Origin of the sequence: Janthinobacterium sp. 75 (assembly GCF_004365495.1) — a bacterium.
GTDB lineage: Bacteria > Pseudomonadota > Gammaproteobacteria > Burkholderiales > Burkholderiaceae_D > Janthinobacterium.
This window is the reverse complement of record NZ_SORD01000001.1, coordinates 4,556,666-4,575,157: the sequence shown is the minus strand read 5'-3', so window position 1 is coordinate 4,575,157 and position 18,492 is coordinate 4,556,666. Positions and strand designations below refer to the sequence as shown.

Here is an 18,492-nt window from a genome sequence, read left to right as displayed (position 1 = left end):
GTTCTGAAAAGGAAAATGCGTGCTACCGAATGTTGGAGATGTTTACTGTGTGTTTTCGTCCGAGCTGCAGCAATATGTGGCTTGCCAGGTCACCCGCATCAAGGATGCGTCCTCGTCCAGGCCGCTCGCTGCCGTGCTGGAGCTGGACTGGAGCGGTGACGCCTTGCCCGATGCGGCGGCCGTGCAAGCCATGCAGCCGCTTGTGTGCGACTATTTCTTCTGGAATAAGCGCCACGATCACTGCTATGCCACGGCGAATGTGCCGCCTGGACATACCCTCGTTGGCAATATCGCGCCGCTGGTCGATGTGGAAGTCAATAGCTACCGCAGCGGCTGGAACGTGGGGGATAGCGTTGTACGCCAACGCCGCTGGGAGCGCATCGATCCGGTGCGGCGCCAGCAGTTCAAGGCAGCGTCGCGCGAGCATGAAGTGACGCTCGGCGGCCAGGCCTTCCGGCAGGATGCGACGAAAATCAATGACAGCGTCTTGCAGGCGCTGGGCGACATGTCCGAGCTGGAGCAACTGCCTTGCCTGATGTCGATCGAGACTGGTGACGGCACGCAGGCATTGATGGAGTTTATCCAGGGCAATCCCTTCATCAATGAACTGCACTGGCAATCATCGACAGTGCATGTGCTCGATTTCAGCGGCAGCGGCCTGGAACGCCTGATCCTGCAGCCCGATGGCGTCACCAGCCTGGTCTTGAACAAAGGCTTGAGCCTTCTCGCGCTGCGCAGCGCGCCGTCGCCGTCGTTGCGCATCGACGATGGCGCGGATGGCCGCCATCTGACACTCCAGTGTACGCACGCGCTGCCGCCGTTCCACGGTCTCGACCGGCTGGGTGGCCTGTCGCTGGTGAGCATGAAAGAAGTTGATTTGGCACAAGTGGCACAGCGCTTTCCTCATCTGACGGCCTTGCGGATCTGGGGCAAGCCGGGGCTGGCGTCGCATATGAGCAGCCTTGCGCAGCTGACCCAGCTGCAAATGTTTACCACCTATGATCTGTTCGGTTTCAAGGCGGAGGACTTTCCTCTTGCCACACAATTGCCGAAGCTGGGAACCCTGAGGATGACCAGCTTGCCCGCCGATGCGGCCAAGGTCATCAAGGCCGGTTACAAGAAAGCGGCGGCGCTGGGACTGGACTTATCGGTGACCAAGGCGCGCAAGCCGGAATGGCTGGCTGAAAACCTGCTCAACCCCTTCCGCGACTGGGATGGCCGCGAGCATATTTCTCCCGCGTATGCGAAAAAGGCGGCACTGGCCTACAAGAACATGCTGGCCGTGACGCGCAGCATCGATGCCGCCATGGAGGCAACGGCCGCCACTGCGGCGCTGGAGGCCATGGTCGCCGCCTATGTGGACGCCTTCAACAAGATGGACCGGCGCTCTGGCATCATCGAGACGGTGGAACGCGAGGAAATTTACGTGGTGCTGGTGGCGTTGCTGGCTCAGCTGGTACAGCAGCTGGGAGAGCAGGGTGCGGCGCTCGTCGACGAAGCGGCCTTGCTGGAGTTGTTCGACCATTTGCGCGATTTTTAGCTCCTTTCGCTCTCTAGAAAAAAAGTTCTAGACAATCGATTCTAGAATGGGTATTCTGGCTGCATGTTAAAAAATACTTCCACCCCCCATCCCACGGCCGCCGAACTGGACTTGCTGCGCATCTTGTGGCAACGCGGTCCTTCCGACGCCCGGGCCGTGTACGACGCCCTGGCTGCAGAGCGTGCCGACGCCAGTTACGCCACCGTGCTGCGCCAGCTGCAATTGATGCATGGCAAGGGACTCTTGAGCCGCGATGAAAGCCAGCGGCCGCAGTTGTATGCCGCCGTCGACGCGCAGGAAAAGTTGCAAACCAGTTTGCTCAAGGATTTGATCGGCAAGGTGTTTTCCGGTTCCGGCAAGGCGCTGGTGCTGACGGCGCTGCGTGAACACGTGAGCGACGCGGAACGCCTGGAAATTGAAAAGGTACTGCGCAGCAAGGATGGCAAGGCGCCATGAACCTGGACATGCGCTTGGGCATAGAGTTGGGCAACCTTGTCCCGGCGCTGGGCTGGGTCTTGCTGTACTTTGTCTGGCAGGGCGTGATCGTCGGCGCCGTGTCCGCTGTCCTGCTCTGGCTGCTGCGCCACGCCAGCGCGCGCTGGCGCTATGCGGTCTGCGCGCTGGCGCTGCTGCTATGCCTGTGTATTCCCTTGCTTCATCTGCTTACTCTCCTGTCTGGCACATCGCTGGCCCAGTTGCCGATGGCCGCGCCGCCCGCCTGGCGCGCCGCGCTGCAAGCGTGGATGCCGGCCCTGGTGCTGGCCTGGAGCGCGGGCGTTGGGCTGATGAGCTTGCGCCTGTGCCTGGGCCTGGCATGGGTCGGCAAGCTGCGCCGCCAGGCAGTGGCCGCGCCGGCCATCTGGCAGACGCGCCTCGATGCGCTGGCGCTGCGCATGGGCTTGCGCGGCAGTCAGCAAGTGCCGCTGAAGCTGCACGCGGGACTGTCCAGCCCCGTGACCGTGGGTTTCTGGCGCCCCGTCATCCTGCTGCCAGCCGCCTTGCTAAGCGGCATGCCCGTCGCCCTGCTCGAGGCGCTGCTGGCGCATGAGCTGGCGCACGTGCGGCGCTGGGATTACCTGGTCAATCTGCTGCAAAGCGTGGCCGAGGCGCTGCTGTTCTTCCATCCAGTCGTCTGGTGGCTGTCGGCGCGCATGCGGGCCGAGCGCGAACAGGTGGCCGACGCCCTGGCTGCACAGGCACTGCAAGACCCGCAGCAGCTGGCCACGGCGCTGCATGCGCTGTCCTTGCACGCTGCCACGCCGAGCCAGCCCGGCTTGCTGATGTCGGCCCGGGGCGGAGCGCTGCTGACGCGCATCGAACGCCTGATGGCGCCCGGCCCCGACACGGCCGGCTGGAAACTGGCCGTGCCCGCCTTGCTGCTGGCCTGCGCCACCTTGCTGCTGCAGGTGCAGGGCAAGCCTGCCGTCAGCGGGGCGACCCTGGCCGAGGCCGCCGCCGGCATGCTGGCCTTGCCCGTCAGCGCGAAACATATGCTGGTGTTCGACGACGCCAGCGGCAAGGTATTGATGGCGAAAGATGCGGACGCCGTCGTGCCCATCGCTTCGATCACCAAGCTGATGACGGCCATGGTGGTGCTGGACGCGGGCCTCGACCCGGATGAACAGCTGCGCATCGTGCGCGCCGATGGCGACTCTTCGCTGCAGCGCCACAGCCTGCTGGCCGACGGCGTGGCCGTGTCGCGCGGCGCGCTGTTGCAACTGGCGCTGCTGCCGTCCGAAAACCGCGCCGCCGCCGCGCTGGCGCGCACCTATCCGGGTGGCAGTGCGGCGTTTCATCAGGCACTGCAGGCGAAGATCCACAGCCTGGGCCTGGTGCGCACCACCCTGACGGACCCGGTCGGCAGTTCTCCCGCGAATACCTCCACGGCCAGCGAGGTGGCCAAGATCGTGGCGGCCGCCGCGCGCTATCCGGACATTGCCCGCATCACTAGCCACCCGCAGGCCAGCGTGGCCGTCAATGGCAAGACGCGCACCCTGCACAACACGAATCCGCTGGTAGGCGGCAAGGGCTGGGACATTTTGCTGTCCAAGACGGGCAGCAGCCACGAGGCGGGCAGCTGCCTGACCATGCGCATGCGCAGCGGCGGCAAGCACGTCACCGTGGTGCTGCTGGACGCCGATGGCGCGCAGCGGCGCTCGCTCGACGCCGGACACATCCGCGACACCCTGGCCGACAGGACTGGCCGCATGTAGTGATACCCCCCCCGGGCGCGCCAGTGCGGGCGCCCTTCTTTTTACACTCTGGAGATGAAGATGACACTATTGGCGAAGTTGATGCTGGCTACGGTTGCGACCATGGCGGCAGGTACGGTGCAGGCGAAGACGCCGGCACCGGTGCAGGATAAACCGGTCAATTGCGATAATTGCAAAGAATGGAATGCGCCCGTCAAGCCGTTCAATATCCATGGCAACAGCTGGTATGTGGGCACGGCCGGTCTGTCCGCCGTGCTGGTGACGAGTCCGCAGGGCCATATCCTGCTCGACGGCGCGCTGCCGCAATCGGCACCCCTGATCATCGCCAGCATCAAGGCGCTGGGTTTTCGCATCGAGGACGTGAAATACATCCTCAATTCGCATGCCCATTGGGATCATGCGGGCGGCATCGCCGCGCTGCAGCGGGCCAGTGGCGCCACCGTCATGGCCAGCGCAGCGGCGGCCCCGGTGTTGCAAAGCGGCACCAATGGCAAAGATGATCCGCAGTACCAGGCCGATCCCGTCGTGCACGTTGCCAAGATAAGCAAGGTCAGCCTGGTGGGCGAGGGCGATACCGTCAAGGTGGGCCCTTTGACCTTGACGGCCCACATGACGCCGGGCCACACGCCCGGCGGCACGACATGGACCTGGACGTCGTGCGAAGGCCAGCGCTGCCTGGATGTGGTGTATGCGGATAGCCTGAACCCGTATGCCAGCGGCGATTTCCGCTATACGGGCAAAGGCGCGGGCAAGGGTGGCTCGCCTGACGTTTCGGCCTCGTTCGAAGCGAGCATCGCCAAGGTGGCTGCCTTGCCATGCGACATCATCATCCCCGTGCATCCGGGCACGACGGACGTGCTGGGCAAGGCGGCCAAGCGCAGCGGCACGGACAATCCCCTGATTGACGCCAACGCCTGCCGCGCCTATGCAGCCGAAGCGGGCGGCATGCTGGCCAAGCGCCTGGCGAAAGAACGGGGCGTTGCGTTACCAGCCGAAGCCAAAGACGCCGCGCACGCGCATTAATCGTTTTACTCTGCCGCCTGCTGCTGTTTTTGCAGGCGTTTCAGGAACACCGTCATTTCCTTGACGGCTTGCAGGTCGCCTTTCTGCTGGGCCACAGTCACGCCCGTTGTCCAGGCGGCCTGCGCTTCGTCCAGCCGGCCCAGCTGCTGCAAGGCCTTGCCCAGCAGTTTCCAGGCGGCGGAATAGCCCGCTTGCTGTTGCGTCGCCTGCGCCAAGTGCAGGGCTGCTTGCCCGGCGTCATGCTCTTTCAGACAGGCGTCGGCCAGGCCGAAGCGCAGCAGGGCGCTGTCGCGTCCCTGCGCCAGCAGTTTTTCCAGCTTTTCACGCATTCCCGGCCTCATCTTGATATGCAAGTATATTCTTGCATATTAACGCTTCGGCCTGCAAGTAACAAGCCGGCGTTCAATTGGCCACATCCACCACCAGCTTGCCGCGCGCGCTGCCATCGATTTGGGCTACATGCGCATCGTGCACCGTGCGCAAGCTAAAGCGGCGTGGATCAAGCCGCACCCGCAGCTTGCCCGCGTCGATCAGCTTGTTAGCTTCGCGCAAGATCGCGCCATGGCGCGCATGGCCCTCGCCGCTCAACAGGGGCAATAAGGTGAACACGCCCGAGTAGCTGGCCGCGCGCGCCGTCAGCGGGCTCAGGGCGAACGTGCCCCAGCCCAGGCAACTGACGACATGGCCACCATAAACCTTCGCTGCCCGGAAACTGGCGTCCAGGGTGGCGCCGCCCACCGTATCGTAGACGATGTCGAAGCCGGCGCCGCCCGTGTGTTCGGCCACGTAGTCATCCACCGTGCTGGTGCGGTAATCGATGAAGCGCGCGCCCAGCGCCTCGATGGCAGCGCGGCTGGCGGCGCTGCCCGTGGCATACACCGTGGCGCCAAAGGTGAGCGCGAGCTGCACGGCCATGTGCCCAACGCCGCCCGCGCCGCCATGCACCAGTACGGTGTCGCCCGCCTTCACATGGGCGCGGTCGACCAGCCCTTCCCAGGCCGTGATGAAAACGAGGGGCAGGGCGGCCGCTTCGCGCATGCTCAGCGCTGGCGGCACGGGCGCCAGCAGGGCAGCGTCGAAGACGCCGTACTCGGCTAGCGAGCCCTGGACACCTCCGATGCCGCCCGCCATGCCATAGACTGTTGCGCCAACGTGAAAAGTCGTCACGCCCTCGCCCACGGCCGCCACCGTGCCGGCCACGTCGATGCCGAGGATGGCGGGCAGGCGGGGCCGGGCGTGCGGGGCGGTGCCGGCGGCGATTTTCGTGTCCAGCGGATTGACGCCGCTGGCGGCGATGCGCACGAGGACTTGGCCGGGGCCGGGCTGTGGCAAGGGCAGGTTTGCTATGGTCATGGGGGCGGCAAAGGTGGTGAGGACGAGGGCTTGCATGGGGTTCTCCTGTGGTTGATGCCCCAGTCTAGGCGGCGACGGCACAAAGAAAAACGGGGCGCGGCCCGATGCACTATTTCAGTATCGTGGATAATCGCCGGCATCAAGGAGTTCACAGGGAGACAGAAATGGACAGGCTGGAAGCGATGCAGGTGTTTTGCGCGGTGGTCGAGGCGGGCGGCTTCAGCAAGGCAGCGCAGCGTCTGGGCATCTCGACCTCGTCCGTGACGAACCAGGTGGCGGCGCTGGAAAAGCATTTCGGCGTACGGCTCTTGCAGCGCACCACGCGCAGCATGTCGCTCACGGCTGAAGGCCTGCAGTGCCATGCGCAGGCGCGCCAGATGCTGGCCGACATGGCGGCGCTGGAAACGAGCCTGCTGCAGGCGGCCGCGCGGCCATCGGGCAGCTTGCGCGTGGATATGCCCAGCAGCATCAGCCGCAACCTGGTGGCGCCCGCCTTGCCCCGCTTTATCGCCGCCTATCCCGACATCGCCCTGCGCCTGACGGTCAGCGACCGCCTGGTCGACATGGTGGAAGAGGGCGTCGACGTCATGCTGCGCATCGGCGAGCCGCAGGATTCATCGCTGGTGGCGCGCAGCCTGCTGGCAATGGATTATCTGTGCTGCGCCTCGCCCGCCTTTGTCGCCCGGCATGGCATGCCGCAGTCGCCACAGGAACTGGATCAGTTTTCCTGTCTGCATTTCCTGTACCCGAAATCGCGCCAGGTGCGGCCCTGGCTGTTCCAGGACGGGGGCGCGGGTGAACCGTATGCCCACACGCCTGCGGCCACCCTGGCCTTCGACCATATCGAATCGATGATCGCCGCCGCCCAGGCCGGTTGTGGCATCGTCCAGGCGCTGTCCGTCTCCGTGCTGCAGCCGCTGCGCGAGGGCAGCCTCGTGCCAGTGTTACTGCCGTTTCGCACGCGGGGACCCGATTTGTGGGCGCTGTTCCACCCGCGCCAGCTGCGTGCGGCCAAGGTGCAAGTGTTCGTGGATTTTTTGGCGCAGATCTTCCGGGAAGGCTTTAATGGGAATTGATTATCAATTATAATGCAAGTCTATTGCATTAATTTGCGCTATTGTCAGGTATCCCATGTCCTTGTTTTCACGCCGCCCCGTGGCGCTCCTGCTGGCCGCTGCCAGCCCCTGGTCACTGGCAGTCGACAGCGCCGCTGCCGATTCCGCGCCGTCCGACGCTGTCGTCACCGTCAGTGCGCAGCGCCAGCATTACCGCAGCCTGTCCGCCACGGGCGCCACCAAGACGGATGCCTTGCTGATGGACTTGCCGCAAAGCGTGCGCGTGCTGAACAGCGACCTGCTGCGCGACGCGGGCGTGACGACACTGGCCGGTGCGCTGGACCTGGCCAGCGGCATCGCGAAGCAAAGCCCGCTGGGCGGCCTATGGGACAGCTACGCCATGCGCGGCTTCACGGGCGATCCGAATTTCGGTTCCGACTACATGGTCAACGGTTTCAGTTCCAGCCGGGGCTACAACGGCATGCGCGACGCCGGCAACACGCAGAACGTGGAAGTGCTGAAAGGCCCCGCTTCGGCCCTGTATGGCCGGGGCGAGCCGGGCGGTACCGTTAATATCACGACGAAAAAGCCGAAGTTCGCACCGGAATACAGCGCCGATGTTGCCCGCGGCAGCTTCCGCACGCGCCGCGCCGCGCTGGACTTGACGGGGCCCTTGAGCGAGACCATCGCCTACCGCCTGAACGCGGCGCATGAAGAAGGACACAGCTTCCGCGATACCTTGAAAGTCGAGCGCAGCCTGTTTTCTCCCTCCTTCCTCTGGCTGGTGGGCGAGCACACGACCGTGTCGTATGAAATCGAAGCGGTGCGGCAGCGCGCGCCGTTCGACCGGGGCGTGGTGGCCGTGAATGGCAAGCTGGGAGCCGTACCCGTCTCGCGCTTCCTGGGCGAACCGGACGACGGCCCCATGACGGTCAAGTCGCTGGGGCAGCAGCTATTTATCCACCACGCGCTGTCCGACGACTGGACGTTGCAGGCAGGTGCCTCTTATCGCGACAGTGCATTGAACGGCTATTCGACCGAGGCGAACAAGCTGCTGGCCGATGGCCACACCCTGAACCGCCAGCGCCGCCACCGCGATTTTTCGGCCACCGACGTGTCGGCCCGCGTTGAATTACTGGGCAAGTTCAGGACTGGCGCGCTGGCGCACGAGGTGCTGACCGGTGTCGACGCCTATCACTTCGACGACCATCGGGTACAGCTGCGGCGCAATCCATCGGCCGCCAATGCGTATGCCATCGATATTTTTGCGCCCGTGTATGGCGGCAAGGCCGCTCCGCTGGCCCTGTCCATCGACACGCAGGAAGGGCAACAGGCACGCGGCCTGTATGTGCAAGATCAACTGGACCTGGGCGCGCGGTGGAAGGCGCTGGTCGGCGTGCGCCGAGATACATACACGCAGGACGTCACGAACAATCGCCTGAACGTGAGCAACCGCCAGTCGCTGTCGGCCACCAGTCCCCGCGCGGGCCTCGTCTACCAGCCGTCAACAACATGGTCGCTGTATGCGAGCGTGGCCAAGGGCTTCCGGCCCAACAGCGGCATCAGCATAGACAACCAGGCCTTCCCTGCAGAGCGCAGCCGCTCGTATGAGCTGGGCGCGAAGCTGGATACGGGCAAACTGACGGGCACCGTGGCCGTGTACGACATCCGCAAGAGCAATGTGCTGACGACGAATCCCGCCAACACGGACTTCGCGATTGCAGCGGGCGAGGTGGGCAGCCGGGGCCTGGAACTGGACGTGTCGGGCGAAGTGGCGCGCCGCTTGCGCGTCTCGGGCGCCTATTCGTACACGGACGCCACCGTCACGCGCGGCGACAATACGATTTTGACGGGCAGCCGCTTCGCCAACGTGCCGCGCCACAGCGCCAACCTGCTGGCCACGCAGCAATTCGCGCTCGGTGCTGGCACGGCCAGCGTGGGCGGCGGGGTGCAGTACGTGGGCGAGCGCCTGGGCGACGTCGCCGTCAGCAGCAGCTTTACCCTGCCGGCCTATACGACGGCCAGGCTGCTTGCTTCCTATTCGCCGACTGCGAAGCTGCGCCTGGCTTTGAGCGTGGAAAACCTGTTCAACCGCAGCTACTATGCGAGTTCCTATAGCCAGCTGTGGGTGGCGCCGGGGGCGGAGCGCACGGTGACCCTGAATGCGCATTACAGGTTTTGATTTGCTAAATGCCGGGGCATTGTTTAGAACCATCAGCATAAAGCTGGGGTCAGACCCGACGGGTCTGACCCCGGATTTTTGCCTGTGCGGCAAGTGACGTCTACGACACTCCAACGCACCAAGGCACCAATACATAGACATAAACTAATGACTGTTTCCACATCCCTAAATTCCCCCGTCACCCTGCGCACCCGCATCGCCGTCATCGACGTCATGCGCGGCCTCGTCATGCTGATCATGCTGTTCGACCATGTGCGCGAAACGGTCTTCCTGCACCACCAGGTCGGCGACCCGATGGATGTGGCCAGCGTCGATCCGGCCCTGTTCTTCACGCGCCTGGCCGCGCACTTTTGCGCGCCCATGTTCGTCTTCCTGACGGGCTTGTCGGCCTGGCTGTATGCGCATCCGGCCGCCGGCCCCCGCAGCGCTGCCGGCTTTTTGTTCAAGCGGGGCTTGCTGCTGGTGGTGCTGGAACTGGTGTTCGTCAACTTCGCCTGGAGCGGGGCGTTTCCGCCAGCCGTGCTGTATTTGCAGGTGATCTGGGTCATCGGCCTGGCCATGATGGCGCTGGCCGTGCTGCACCGGTTGCCATTGAAAGTGCTGGCGCTGCTGGGCGTGGCGATTATCGCGGGACAGCATCTGTTGACTGGTTTGCGCGCGGAAGAGGGCAGCTTTGCTTATTATCTGCTGACGGTGCTGCTGCAACGTGCTTATCTGGTGGCGGACGGCGCCATGAAAATCAAGGTCAGCTATCCGCTGCTGCCGTGGATAGGCGTGATCGTGCTTGGTTATGCGGCCGGACCCCTGTATGCGCGCAGCCGTTCGCCGGAGGGGAGAAGACGCCTGCTGCTGGCGCTGGGCGGTGGCAGCTTGCTGCTGCTGGCCGTGCTGCGCGGCTTCAATCTGTATGGCGAAACCCTGCCGTGGGTGGCGGACGAGACGGCCGTGCGCACGGCCATGAGCGTGCTGAACTTCACCAAGTATCCGCCTTCGCTGGACTTTTTGCTGTTTACCCTGGGCCTGGGCCTGCTGGGCCTGGCCTGGCTGGAAAGCGTCGACAACTGGTTTACACGGGCTTGCGCCACCTTTGGCGGCGCGCCCATGTTTTATTATCTGCTGCACCTGTATCTGCTGCTGGCCATCGGCATCACCTTGACGGCGGTGCTGGGCGCCAATCATGGTGCCCGCTATGGCGTCGAACATATCTGGCAAGTGTGGCTGATCGCGCTGTCCCTGATGCCCTTGCTGTACTTTCCCTGCCGCGCGTTTGCTAATTACAAGCGCACGTCGAAGCAGGCGTGGGTGCGTTATTTCTAGGCTAGTCTATTGCGTGAGAATGGCTATTTGATCAGCGCCAGCACCTCGCGGAAACGCGGGTGCTTGCAGTCGCGCAGCCATTCAAAGGCCAGCATTTCCACCGTCACCAGATGGGCGCCCAGCTTGCCCAGGCGGGCCAGTGCCGCATCGCGGCTGGCGCCCTGGCGCGAACCGACGGCATCGATGGCGATGATCACCTCATACCCCAGCTCCAGCAGGCCGATGGCCGTCTGCAACATGCACACATGGGCTTCGCAACCCGTGACGACGATCTGTCTGCGCCCGGTGGGCAGTATGGCTTGCAAGCCGTCGGCACAGGCGCCGAAATGCGTCTTGTGCAAGGTCTGTTCGCACAGGGCGGCGATTTCTTCCACGTTCGGTCCCAGTCCCTGGCGGTTCTGTTCCGTGCCCAGCACGGGCACGTCGAGCAGGCGGGCGATCTTTGCCAGGCGCAGGTTCTGCGCCAGCACCAGGCCCGCATCGTGGATGGCCGGCATCAAGCGCCCTTGCAGGTCGACAATGACCAAAACAGCCTGGTTCGCATCCATCAGCATGGCATTCTCCTTTATTTACGCGGTAAGTGGCGACAGTGTAGCGCGCCGCAGCTTGCTTAAGCGGGCCAGCTGGGGCTGGCCGCGTCTCCCATCAGGTAGGCGTGATTGAGGTCGATGGCGGTACGCAGGTAATTCCACAGGGCGCTGACCCTGGCGATATTGCGCCGTTCGCTCGGTGAAATCATCCAGAAGGCGCGCAGCAAATCGATCTCGCCCTCGAGCACGGGTACCAGTTCGTTCGACTGCTGGGCCACGAAGCAGGGCAGGATCGCCAGCGCCTGGCCCGCGCGCGCCGCGTGGTATTGCGCGATCACGCTGGTGCTGCGAAACGCGCGCAGCGAATCGGGCGCCACATTGTCCATGTAGCGCAGCTCCGCGCTGAAGACCAGGTCGTCCACGTAGCCGATGATGGGGTGCTGCGCCAGTTGCGCCACGCTGGTAATGGGCGCGTGGCGCGCCAGGTAGGCCGGCGTGGCATACAGTTTCAAGCGGTAGTCGGACAGCTTCGTCACGACATACGGGCCAGAGAGGGGGCGCTCGATGGAAATGGCCACGTCCGCCTCGCGCTTGGACAGGCTGACGAAACGGGGTACGGCGATCAGGTCCACGCTGATGTGCGGGTATCTCCCGCAAAACTGCGCCAGGTGGGGCGCCAGCACGATGGCGCCGAAGCCCTCGGTAGCGCCCAGGCGCACCTGGCCCGACAGCAGGCGGTTATGTTCGCCCAGTTCCTCGGTGGCGGCAAACACCGTGCTTTCCATCGTTTCCGCGTATTCCATCAGGCGGTGGCCCTCGGGCGTCAGCTGGTAGCCCACGTAGTTGCGGTCGAAGAGCTGCGTGCCCACCTGCTCCTCGAACTTGCGCATGCGCCGCGACACGGTGGAATGGTCGATGCCCAGCTTTTTCGCCGCATCCACCAGGCCAGCGCTGCGCGTCAGTTCCAGGAAGACCCGTACATTGTCCCAATCGAGCATGGCAATCCCTCTCTGTGCATTTTTGCAAAGGAATTATGCATTAATTTCACTTGAGTGCATATTTTTACACATGCAGAATGCATCTAAACATATAAGAAAACCCATCCACCTGGAGACACGCATGAAAAAAACCGTACTGGCCATGGGCGCGCTGGCGCTTTCCCTTTCCTTTGGCGGCGCGCAGGCGCAGATTTCCGATGGCGTCGTCAAGGTCGGCATCCTGACCGACATGTCCGGCCCGTATTCGGCCATGGGCGGGCGCGGCTCCGTCGTCGCCAGCCAGATGGCCGTCGAAGATTGCCTGAAAGCCGAATGCAAGGGCATGAAGATCGAAATCCTCTCGGCCGACCACTTGAACAAGGCGGACATCGCCGCCTCCAAGGCGCGCGAATGGATAGACCGCGACAAGGTCGACGCCATCGCCGATCTCACCAACTCCTCGGTGGCCCTGTCCGTGCAAAAGCTGATGAAAGAGAAGGGCGGCATCGCCATGTTCAGCGGCCCTGCCACCGGGCGCCTGACGAACGAGGATTGCTCGCCGAACGGCTTCCACTGGATGTTCGATACCTATTCGCAGGCGGCCGGCACGGCGGCGGCACTGACTAAATTAGGGCAGAAATCGTGGTATTTCGTCACCGTCGATTATGCGTTCGGCCATTCGCTGGAAAAGGATGCCAGCGAAGTCGTCAAGCGCAATGGCGGCACGGTGCTGGGTGCCGTGCGTCATCCGCTCAACGCGTCCGATTTCTCGTCCTTCCTGGTGCAGGCGCAAGGCTCGAAAGCGCAGGTGATCGGCCTGGCCAATGGCGGCGCCGACACGGTATCCGCCATCAAGCAGGCGCGCGAATTCCGCATCGGCAGCGGCAAGGACCAACGGCTGGCCGCCTTGCTCGTATTCCTCTCCGACGTGCACGCGCTGGGGCTGGAAACGGCCCAGGGCCTGGTCTACGCGGACGGTTTTTACTGGGATTTTGATGACCGCAGCCGCGCCTTCGCCAAGCGTTTCGAGGCGCTCAACAAGGGCGCCAAGCCAACCATGGTGCAGGCGGGCGTGTATTCCAGCGTCTACCACTACCTGAAATCGGTGGCGGCCGCCAAGAGTGACGACTCGAAGATCGTCGCCCAGAAAATGCGCGAACTGCCCATCAAGGATGCCGTCATGAACAACGCCTCCATCCGTCCCGATGGCCGCGTCATCCACGACATGTATCTGGTGCAGGTGAAAACCCCGGCCGAATCGAAAGGCGCGTGGGATTACCTGAAGGTGCTGTCTACCATCCCCGCCGACCAGGCCTTCAAGCCTATGGATGCGGCCGCGTGCAACCTGGTCAAGAAATAATTTTCGGCTGAGCAGCAGAGGGCCGGGGTCAGTTCCTTCGGAATCGGAATTTCCCCCACTGGGGGAAATTCCCCCGGCGGGTCTGACCCCAGTACTCATTTGCTCAGCCGCACCCTATGAATATCGCACACCCGGAGCAAACCATGAACCAAGCACTCACCCAAGTCCCAAGCATCCCCCTGCATATCGGCGGCAAGCACCACGCTTCAATCAGCACCGAGTGGCGCGACGTCGTCAACCCGGCCACGCAGGAAATCGTCGCCAAGGTGCCGTTTTCCACGCCGGACGAAGTCAAGCTGGCCGTCGCCACGGCCAAGGAAGCATTCAAGACGTGGCGGCATACCCCGCTGGCCGCGCGCATGCGCATCATGCTCAAGTACCAGCACCTGATCCGCGAAAATATCGGCACTCTGGCCGCACTGATCACGCGTGAGCACGGCAAGACCCTGCCCGACGCGGAAGGGGAAGTCATGCGCGGCCTGGAAGTGGTGGAGCACGCGTGCTCGATCGCCACCCTGCAGCTGGGAGAAATTGCTGAAAACGCGGCCACCGGCGTCGATGTCTACAATATCTACCAGCCGCTGGGCGTGGGTGCCGGCATCACGGCCTTCAACTTCCCCGTCATGCTGCCGTGCTTCATGTTCCCCATCGCTATCGCCTGCGGCAATACTTTTGTCCTGAAACCGTCGGAGCAGGATCCGTCGTCGACCATGTACCTGGTCGAACTGATGTACCAGGCGGGCTTGCCGGCCGGCGTGCTGAACGTCGTGCATGGCGGTGCCGACGTCGTCAACATGCTGTGCGACCATCCCGACATCAAGGCCGTGTCCTTCATCGGCTCCACCCACGTGGGCACGCATGTGTACCGCCGCGCCAGCGAATCTGGCAAGCGCGCGCAATCGATGATGGGGGCGAAAAACCATTGCGTGGTGCTGGCCGACGCTAACAAGGAACAGGCGATCAATAACCTGATCGGCGCCGCCTTCGGCGCGGCCGGCCAGCGCTGCATGGCCAATTCCGTGGTGGTGCTGGTGGGCGAGGCGCGTTCCTGGCTGCCGGAAATCGTCGCCCGCTCGCAAGCGTTGAAAGTGGGGCCGGGCAGCGACCGCACGGCGGACCTGGGGCCGATGGTCTCGAAAGCGGCCATGCAGCGCGCCGAAAAGCTGATACAGGCGGGCGTGGACGAAGGCGCGGAATTGCTGCTGGACGGCCGTGGCCTCAAGGTGGCCGGCTACGAGGGCGGCAACTTCATGGGGCCGACGATTTTCTCGAAGGTGGCAGCATCGAATTCCGTCTACACGCAGGAAATCTTCGGCCCCGCCATGTGCGTCGTCGAGACGGAAACCCTGGACCAGGCCATCGCCTTCATCAACGCGAACCCGAACGGCAACGGCACCTCGATCTTCACCTCGTCCGGCTGGGCAGGGCGCAAATTCCAGAACGAGATCGACGTGGGGCAGGTGGGTATCAACGTTGCCATACCCGTCCCTGTCGCCTATTTCAGTTTTACGGGGTCGCGCGCGTCGAAACTGGGCGACCTGGGCCCGAACGGCAAGCAAGCCTTGTACTTCTGGACGCAGACCAAGACCGTCACGGCGCGCTGGTTCGCCCCGGACGACGGCGGCAGCGGCGTCAATACCACCATTTCGATGAAATAAGGGGCGGTGATGAGCGCAAACATCGTTTTTATCGGCCTCGGCAACATGGGGCTGCCCATGGCGCAGAACCTGGTGCGCGCCGGCCATGCGGTCACGGGCTTTGACTTGCTGCCGGCCAGCGTACGGCAGTTTGCCAATGGCGGCGGCCTGGTGTCCGATGACCAGGCGGCGGCGATCCAGGCGGCCGACATCGTCATTACCATGTTGCCTGCCAGCCGCCACGTGCTGGGTGCTTATTTGGGTAACCCTTTGGGTGGGACTGGCATCCTGGCGCAGGCGCGGCCCGGCACCCTGCTGATCGACTGCTCGACGATCTCCACCGAAGCGGCGCGCCAGGTGGGCCGCGCTGCGCGGGAGAAGGGCATGCCCATGCTGGATGCGCCCGTCTCGGGCGGCACGGCGGGCGCCACCAACGGCACCCTGACCTTCATGGTGGGCGGCGAAGAGTCCGCGCTGGCGGCGGCGCGACCCTACCTGGAGATCATGGGCAAGGCGATTTTCCACGCGGGCGGCTCGGGTTGCGGCCAGACGGTCAAGATCTGCAACAACATGCTGTTGGGCATACTCATGATCGGCACCAGCGAAGCGATACGCCTGGGCGTGGCCAATGGCCTGGACCCGAAGGTGGTGTCGGACGTGATGGCGAAAAGCTCGGGCCGCAACTGGACCCTGGAAGTGTACAACCCGTGCCCCGGCGTGGCGGAGAACGTGCCCGCGTCGCGTGGCTACACGGGCGGCTTTGGCGTCGACCTGATGCTGAAAGACCTGGGCCTGGCCGTGGAAAGCGCGCTGGCCAGCGGTGCGAGCGTGCCGCTGGGCGCCTTGTCGCGCAATTTATATAGTGTGCACAGCAAGGCGGGAGCGGGCGCGCTGGATTTTTCCAGCATTTATCAACTGCTGGGGGAGAAAGCTTAAGGCTGTTGTGCCTGCAGGGCGGCCAGATCCGCCCTGGCTTTTTCCAGCTTGCCTTCCAGCTTGGCGATCTTTTTCGGCTGTTTGTTCGCTTCCTGGGCCAGGCGCAGCGAACGCTCCGTCTGGTTCACCTTCGCCTGCGCCTTCAGCACCTTCTTGTTGTGACGTTCGACCAGCATGTTGTCGCGGCAGTGGGCGTTGACTTCGTCGAGCGCGCGCGTGAGGCCCGCGACCTTGTCGGACAAGCCCTGTTCCTGCGCCTGGCGCAATTCGCTGCGGATGCTTTCGCGCTTGGCGGCGCAGCCCGTCAGTTGGGTGTCGGCGGCGCTGGCAGTGGCGCTGGCGGCGAGGGCGACGAGCAAGGTCAAGGCGGTTTTCGATAGGCGATTCATGGCGTTCCTGGGGAGGTTGGTTTAGTTGATGCAATGTAAGCCTGCCGGCGTACCCTGTCAAACTTCCCGTGCAGTGCGCGCCTCCCGTGCGGGGCATCGGCTACCATGCGTATTTTCTTCCTCCCGACTCCCCCGCATGCACAAGAATTTGATTCCGCTGGCGCTGTTGCTGCCGCTGGCAGTCCTGGCGCAAACTTCCCCCACTTTGCTCGACCTGCAGTTGCTGGCCATCGAAGCGCGTGCCGATGCGCCGGCCAGGGACCCGGCCAATATCGCCGCATTTGCCGAGACACGGCGTGCTGCCGAAGCGGGCGATGTGGTGGCGCAGCTGGAACTGGCACGCAAGCTACAGCTGGGCGTCGGTGCGCCGCAAAGCACGGCGCAGTCGATGGCCTGGCTGCGCAAGTCGGCCGAAGGCGGCTATGCGCCGGCACAAGGAGACATGGGACTGGCCTATACCGTAGGCGGCAAGGTGCCCATCGACCGCGTGCAGGGCGAGTACTGGCTGCGCAAGGGCGTGGCGCAAGGCGACGTACTGGCGCAAACGATTCTGGCGCTGGAGTTCATCGACGGCGGCAGCAGTGCCGAAGAACAGGCGCTGGCCATCATCTGGCTGAAGGCGGCGGCAGAGCAGCACTTTGTTCCTGCCTACAATGCGCTGGGCGAGCGCCTGATGCGGGTGGCCACGGACGATGAACAGCGCAGCGAGGCCTTCGCCTGGTATGACAAGTCGGCGCGTGAAACGGATCCGGCGGGCATGCGCAACCTGGCCCGCGCGCACGAGCTGGGCCTGGGTGTGAAACAGTCGGACAAGTGGGCGCTGATCTGGTATGAACGGGCCGGATGGAGCGGCGACCTGCCCGCCATGCGGCGCATGATTGACGTGTATGTCAAAGGCGAACTGGGACAACAGGCGAATACCGAAGAGGCCGCCGAATGGCGCGGCAAGCTGGCTGAGAAGGAAAAGAAATGAAGACTATCCTGTTCATCTTGAGCCTGACGCTGGCGCAGCCCGTGCTGGCGCAGCAGGCATCCACCAAAGCACCGCGCCAGCATCCGGCGCTGGCCGAATTCGATATGTCCGGCCTCGATGACATGCGTGCGCGCGTGCAGGCCGTGATCAACCGCCCAGCCGACCTGTCGCCGGACAAGGTCGCCGCCTTCGAGAAGGCGCGTATCGCTGCCGAAGGGGGCGACACGGTCGCCCAGCTGGACCTGGCGCAACTGCTGCACGAAGGCGAGGGCACGCCGCGCGACCGCGACCTGGGTCTGGCGTGGATGCAGAAATCGGCGGAAGGCGGTTATGGTCCGGCGCAGGCTTTCCTGGGCGTGGCGTACACGCTGGGCCAGGGCATGGCAATCGACCGCAAGCTGGGCGAATACTGGTCGCGCAAGGGTGCAGCGCAAGGCGTGGAGCTGGCCAATTTCACGCTGGCCATGCACTTCGAAAACATCCGCAGCAGCGTGGAAGAACAGGCGCACGCGCTGCACTGGCTGAAGTTTTACGCCGAAAAGGGCTTCATCCCCGCCTACAATGAAATCGGCTACCGGCTGATGATGACGGCGCACGATGACGCGCAACGCAAGGAAGCATTTGGCTGGTACATGCAGGCGGCCAAGGTGCTCGACCCGCCCGGCTTGAACAATGTGGCCTACTCGTACGAAGTGGGGCAGGGCGTGCCGCAGAGCGACGAGGCGGCTTTGGGCTGGTACGAAATGGCTGCCATCGCGAAAAGTCCACCGGGCCAGACGGGCTTCGCGCGCCTGCTGGAGCAGGGCCGTGGCGGACCCACCCGGCAGGGGCCGGCGCCAGCGCCGTTCACGCTGTACCTGCTGGCCGCGAAGCAGGGCGATGTGGAAGCCATGGAACGGCTGGTCCAGGTGTACGCTAAGGGTGAACTGGGACAGCTGGCCGATCCCGCGCAGGCGGCGCTGTGGCGTGAAAAGCTCAGACTGGCCAAGACCCCCTGACTGGGCATG

Annotated in this window: 17 protein-coding genes; 12 read left to right on the top strand and 5 right to left on the bottom strand. The window is 64.0% G+C overall.

The features are described from left to right. Window positions 1-49: 49 nt before the first annotated feature. The 4 genes from C8C89_RS20760 (at window position 50) to bla (ending at window position 4,776) form a co-directional block, all read left to right on the top strand. Window positions 50-1,540, top strand: a complete 1,491-nt coding sequence (locus tag C8C89_RS20760) for a hypothetical protein (RefSeq protein ID WP_208327743.1) — start codon at window positions 50-52, stop codon at window positions 1,538-1,540. Between the two features lie 63 nt (window positions 1,541-1,603). After that, window positions 1,604-1,996, top strand: a complete 393-nt coding sequence (locus tag C8C89_RS20755) for a BlaI/MecI/CopY family transcriptional regulator (protein ID WP_101480751.1) — start codon at window positions 1,604-1,606, stop codon at window positions 1,994-1,996. Then, complete coding sequence (locus C8C89_RS20750) at window positions 1,993-3,753, top strand: M56 family metallopeptidase (protein ID WP_101480752.1); 1,761 nt, start codon at window positions 1,993-1,995, stop codon at window positions 3,751-3,753. Before C8C89_RS20755 ends, C8C89_RS20750 begins: the two co-directional genes overlap by 4 nt. Before the next feature lie 60 nt (window positions 3,754-3,813). Further along, entirely contained in the window at window positions 3,814-4,776 is a 963-nt protein-coding gene (gene bla, locus C8C89_RS20745; RefSeq protein ID WP_243858155.1) for a subclass B3 metallo-beta-lactamase, read from the top strand. 5 nt (window positions 4,777-4,781) lie between these two features. On the opposite strand, the gene C8C89_RS20740 is transcribed toward bla, so the two are convergent. Together C8C89_RS20740 and C8C89_RS20735 are read right to left on the bottom strand one after the other, a co-directional pair. Further along, window positions 4,782-5,105 carry a tetratricopeptide repeat protein gene (locus C8C89_RS20740; RefSeq protein ID WP_208327742.1) on the bottom strand — a complete coding sequence of 108 codons (324 nt, stop codon included), beginning with the start codon at window positions 5,103-5,105 and terminating at the stop codon, window positions 4,782-4,784. A 73-nt stretch (window positions 5,106-5,178) separates the two neighbouring features. Continuing rightward, window positions 5,179-6,165, bottom strand: coding sequence for a zinc-dependent alcohol dehydrogenase family protein (locus C8C89_RS20735; protein WP_101480753.1), 987 nt, complete (start codon window positions 6,163-6,165; stop codon window positions 5,179-5,181). 128 nt (window positions 6,166-6,293) lie between these two features. Here C8C89_RS20735 and C8C89_RS20730 point away from each other — a divergent pair, with 128 nt between their 5' ends. The 3 genes from C8C89_RS20730 (at window position 6,294) to C8C89_RS20720 (ending at window position 10,683) form a co-directional block, all read left to right on the top strand. Beyond that, complete coding sequence (locus tag C8C89_RS20730) at window positions 6,294-7,205, top strand: LysR family transcriptional regulator (protein WP_133992264.1); 912 nt, start codon at window positions 6,294-6,296, stop codon at window positions 7,203-7,205. 55 nt (window positions 7,206-7,260) lie between these two features. Beyond that, complete coding sequence (locus tag C8C89_RS20725; protein WP_166674814.1) at window positions 7,261-9,366, top strand: TonB-dependent siderophore receptor; 2,106 nt, start codon at window positions 7,261-7,263, stop codon at window positions 9,364-9,366. 147 nt (window positions 9,367-9,513) lie between these two features. After that, the gene (locus tag C8C89_RS20720; protein WP_133992262.1) at window positions 9,514-10,683 is read left to right on the top strand and encodes a heparan-alpha-glucosaminide N-acetyltransferase domain-containing protein; all 1,170 of its coding nucleotides are present in this window, start codon (window positions 9,514-9,516) and stop codon (window positions 10,681-10,683) included. Window positions 10,684-10,706: 23 nt separating this feature from the next. On the opposite strand, the gene C8C89_RS20715 is transcribed toward C8C89_RS20720, so the two are convergent. Both C8C89_RS20715 and C8C89_RS20710 read right to left on the bottom strand, forming a co-directional pair. Then, window positions 10,707-11,237 (bottom strand): isochorismatase family protein, encoded by a 531-nt coding sequence (locus tag C8C89_RS20715; RefSeq protein WP_133992260.1) that lies wholly within the window; start codon window positions 11,235-11,237, stop codon window positions 10,707-10,709. 56 nt (window positions 11,238-11,293) lie between these two features. Then, a complete protein-coding gene (locus C8C89_RS20710; protein WP_133992258.1) occupies window positions 11,294-12,211 on the bottom strand; it encodes a LysR family transcriptional regulator in 918 nt (305 codons plus the stop codon). Between the two features lie 121 nt (window positions 12,212-12,332). On the opposite strand from C8C89_RS20710, the gene C8C89_RS20705 reads away from it, so the two are divergent. From C8C89_RS20705 to mmsB, 3 genes are all read left to right on the top strand, one after another. Next, the gene (locus C8C89_RS20705) at window positions 12,333-13,550 is read left to right on the top strand and encodes an ABC transporter substrate-binding protein (RefSeq protein ID WP_101480758.1); all 1,218 of its coding nucleotides are present in this window, start codon (window positions 12,333-12,335) and stop codon (window positions 13,548-13,550) included. Between the two features lie 143 nt (window positions 13,551-13,693). Beyond that, a complete protein-coding gene (locus tag C8C89_RS20700) occupies window positions 13,694-15,208 on the top strand; it encodes a CoA-acylating methylmalonate-semialdehyde dehydrogenase (protein WP_101480759.1) in 1,515 nt (504 codons plus the stop codon). Window positions 15,209-15,217: 9 nt separating this feature from the next. Continuing rightward, window positions 15,218-16,123, top strand: a complete 906-nt coding sequence (mmsB, locus tag C8C89_RS20695) for a 3-hydroxyisobutyrate dehydrogenase (RefSeq protein WP_133992256.1) — start codon at window positions 15,218-15,220, stop codon at window positions 16,121-16,123. Here mmsB and C8C89_RS20690 read toward each other — a convergent pair. Then, window positions 16,120-16,512: a DUF1090 family protein gene (locus C8C89_RS20690; RefSeq protein WP_101480761.1), complete on the bottom strand. Its 393-nt coding sequence runs from the start codon at window positions 16,510-16,512 to the stop codon at window positions 16,120-16,122. The two genes, mmsB and C8C89_RS20690, sit on opposite strands and share 4 nt — an antisense overlap. A 136-nt stretch (window positions 16,513-16,648) precedes the next feature. On the opposite strand from C8C89_RS20690, the gene C8C89_RS20685 reads away from it, so the two are divergent. After that, window positions 16,649-17,485, top strand: a complete 837-nt coding sequence (locus C8C89_RS20685) for a tetratricopeptide repeat protein (RefSeq protein ID WP_166674813.1) — start codon at window positions 16,649-16,651, stop codon at window positions 17,483-17,485. Beyond that, window positions 17,482-18,483, top strand: coding sequence for a tetratricopeptide repeat protein (locus C8C89_RS20680; RefSeq protein ID WP_133992252.1), 1,002 nt, complete (start codon window positions 17,482-17,484; stop codon window positions 18,481-18,483). The genes C8C89_RS20685 and C8C89_RS20680 overlap by 4 nt, the downstream gene beginning before the upstream one ends. The last annotated feature ends 9 nt before the right edge of the window (window positions 18,484-18,492 follow it).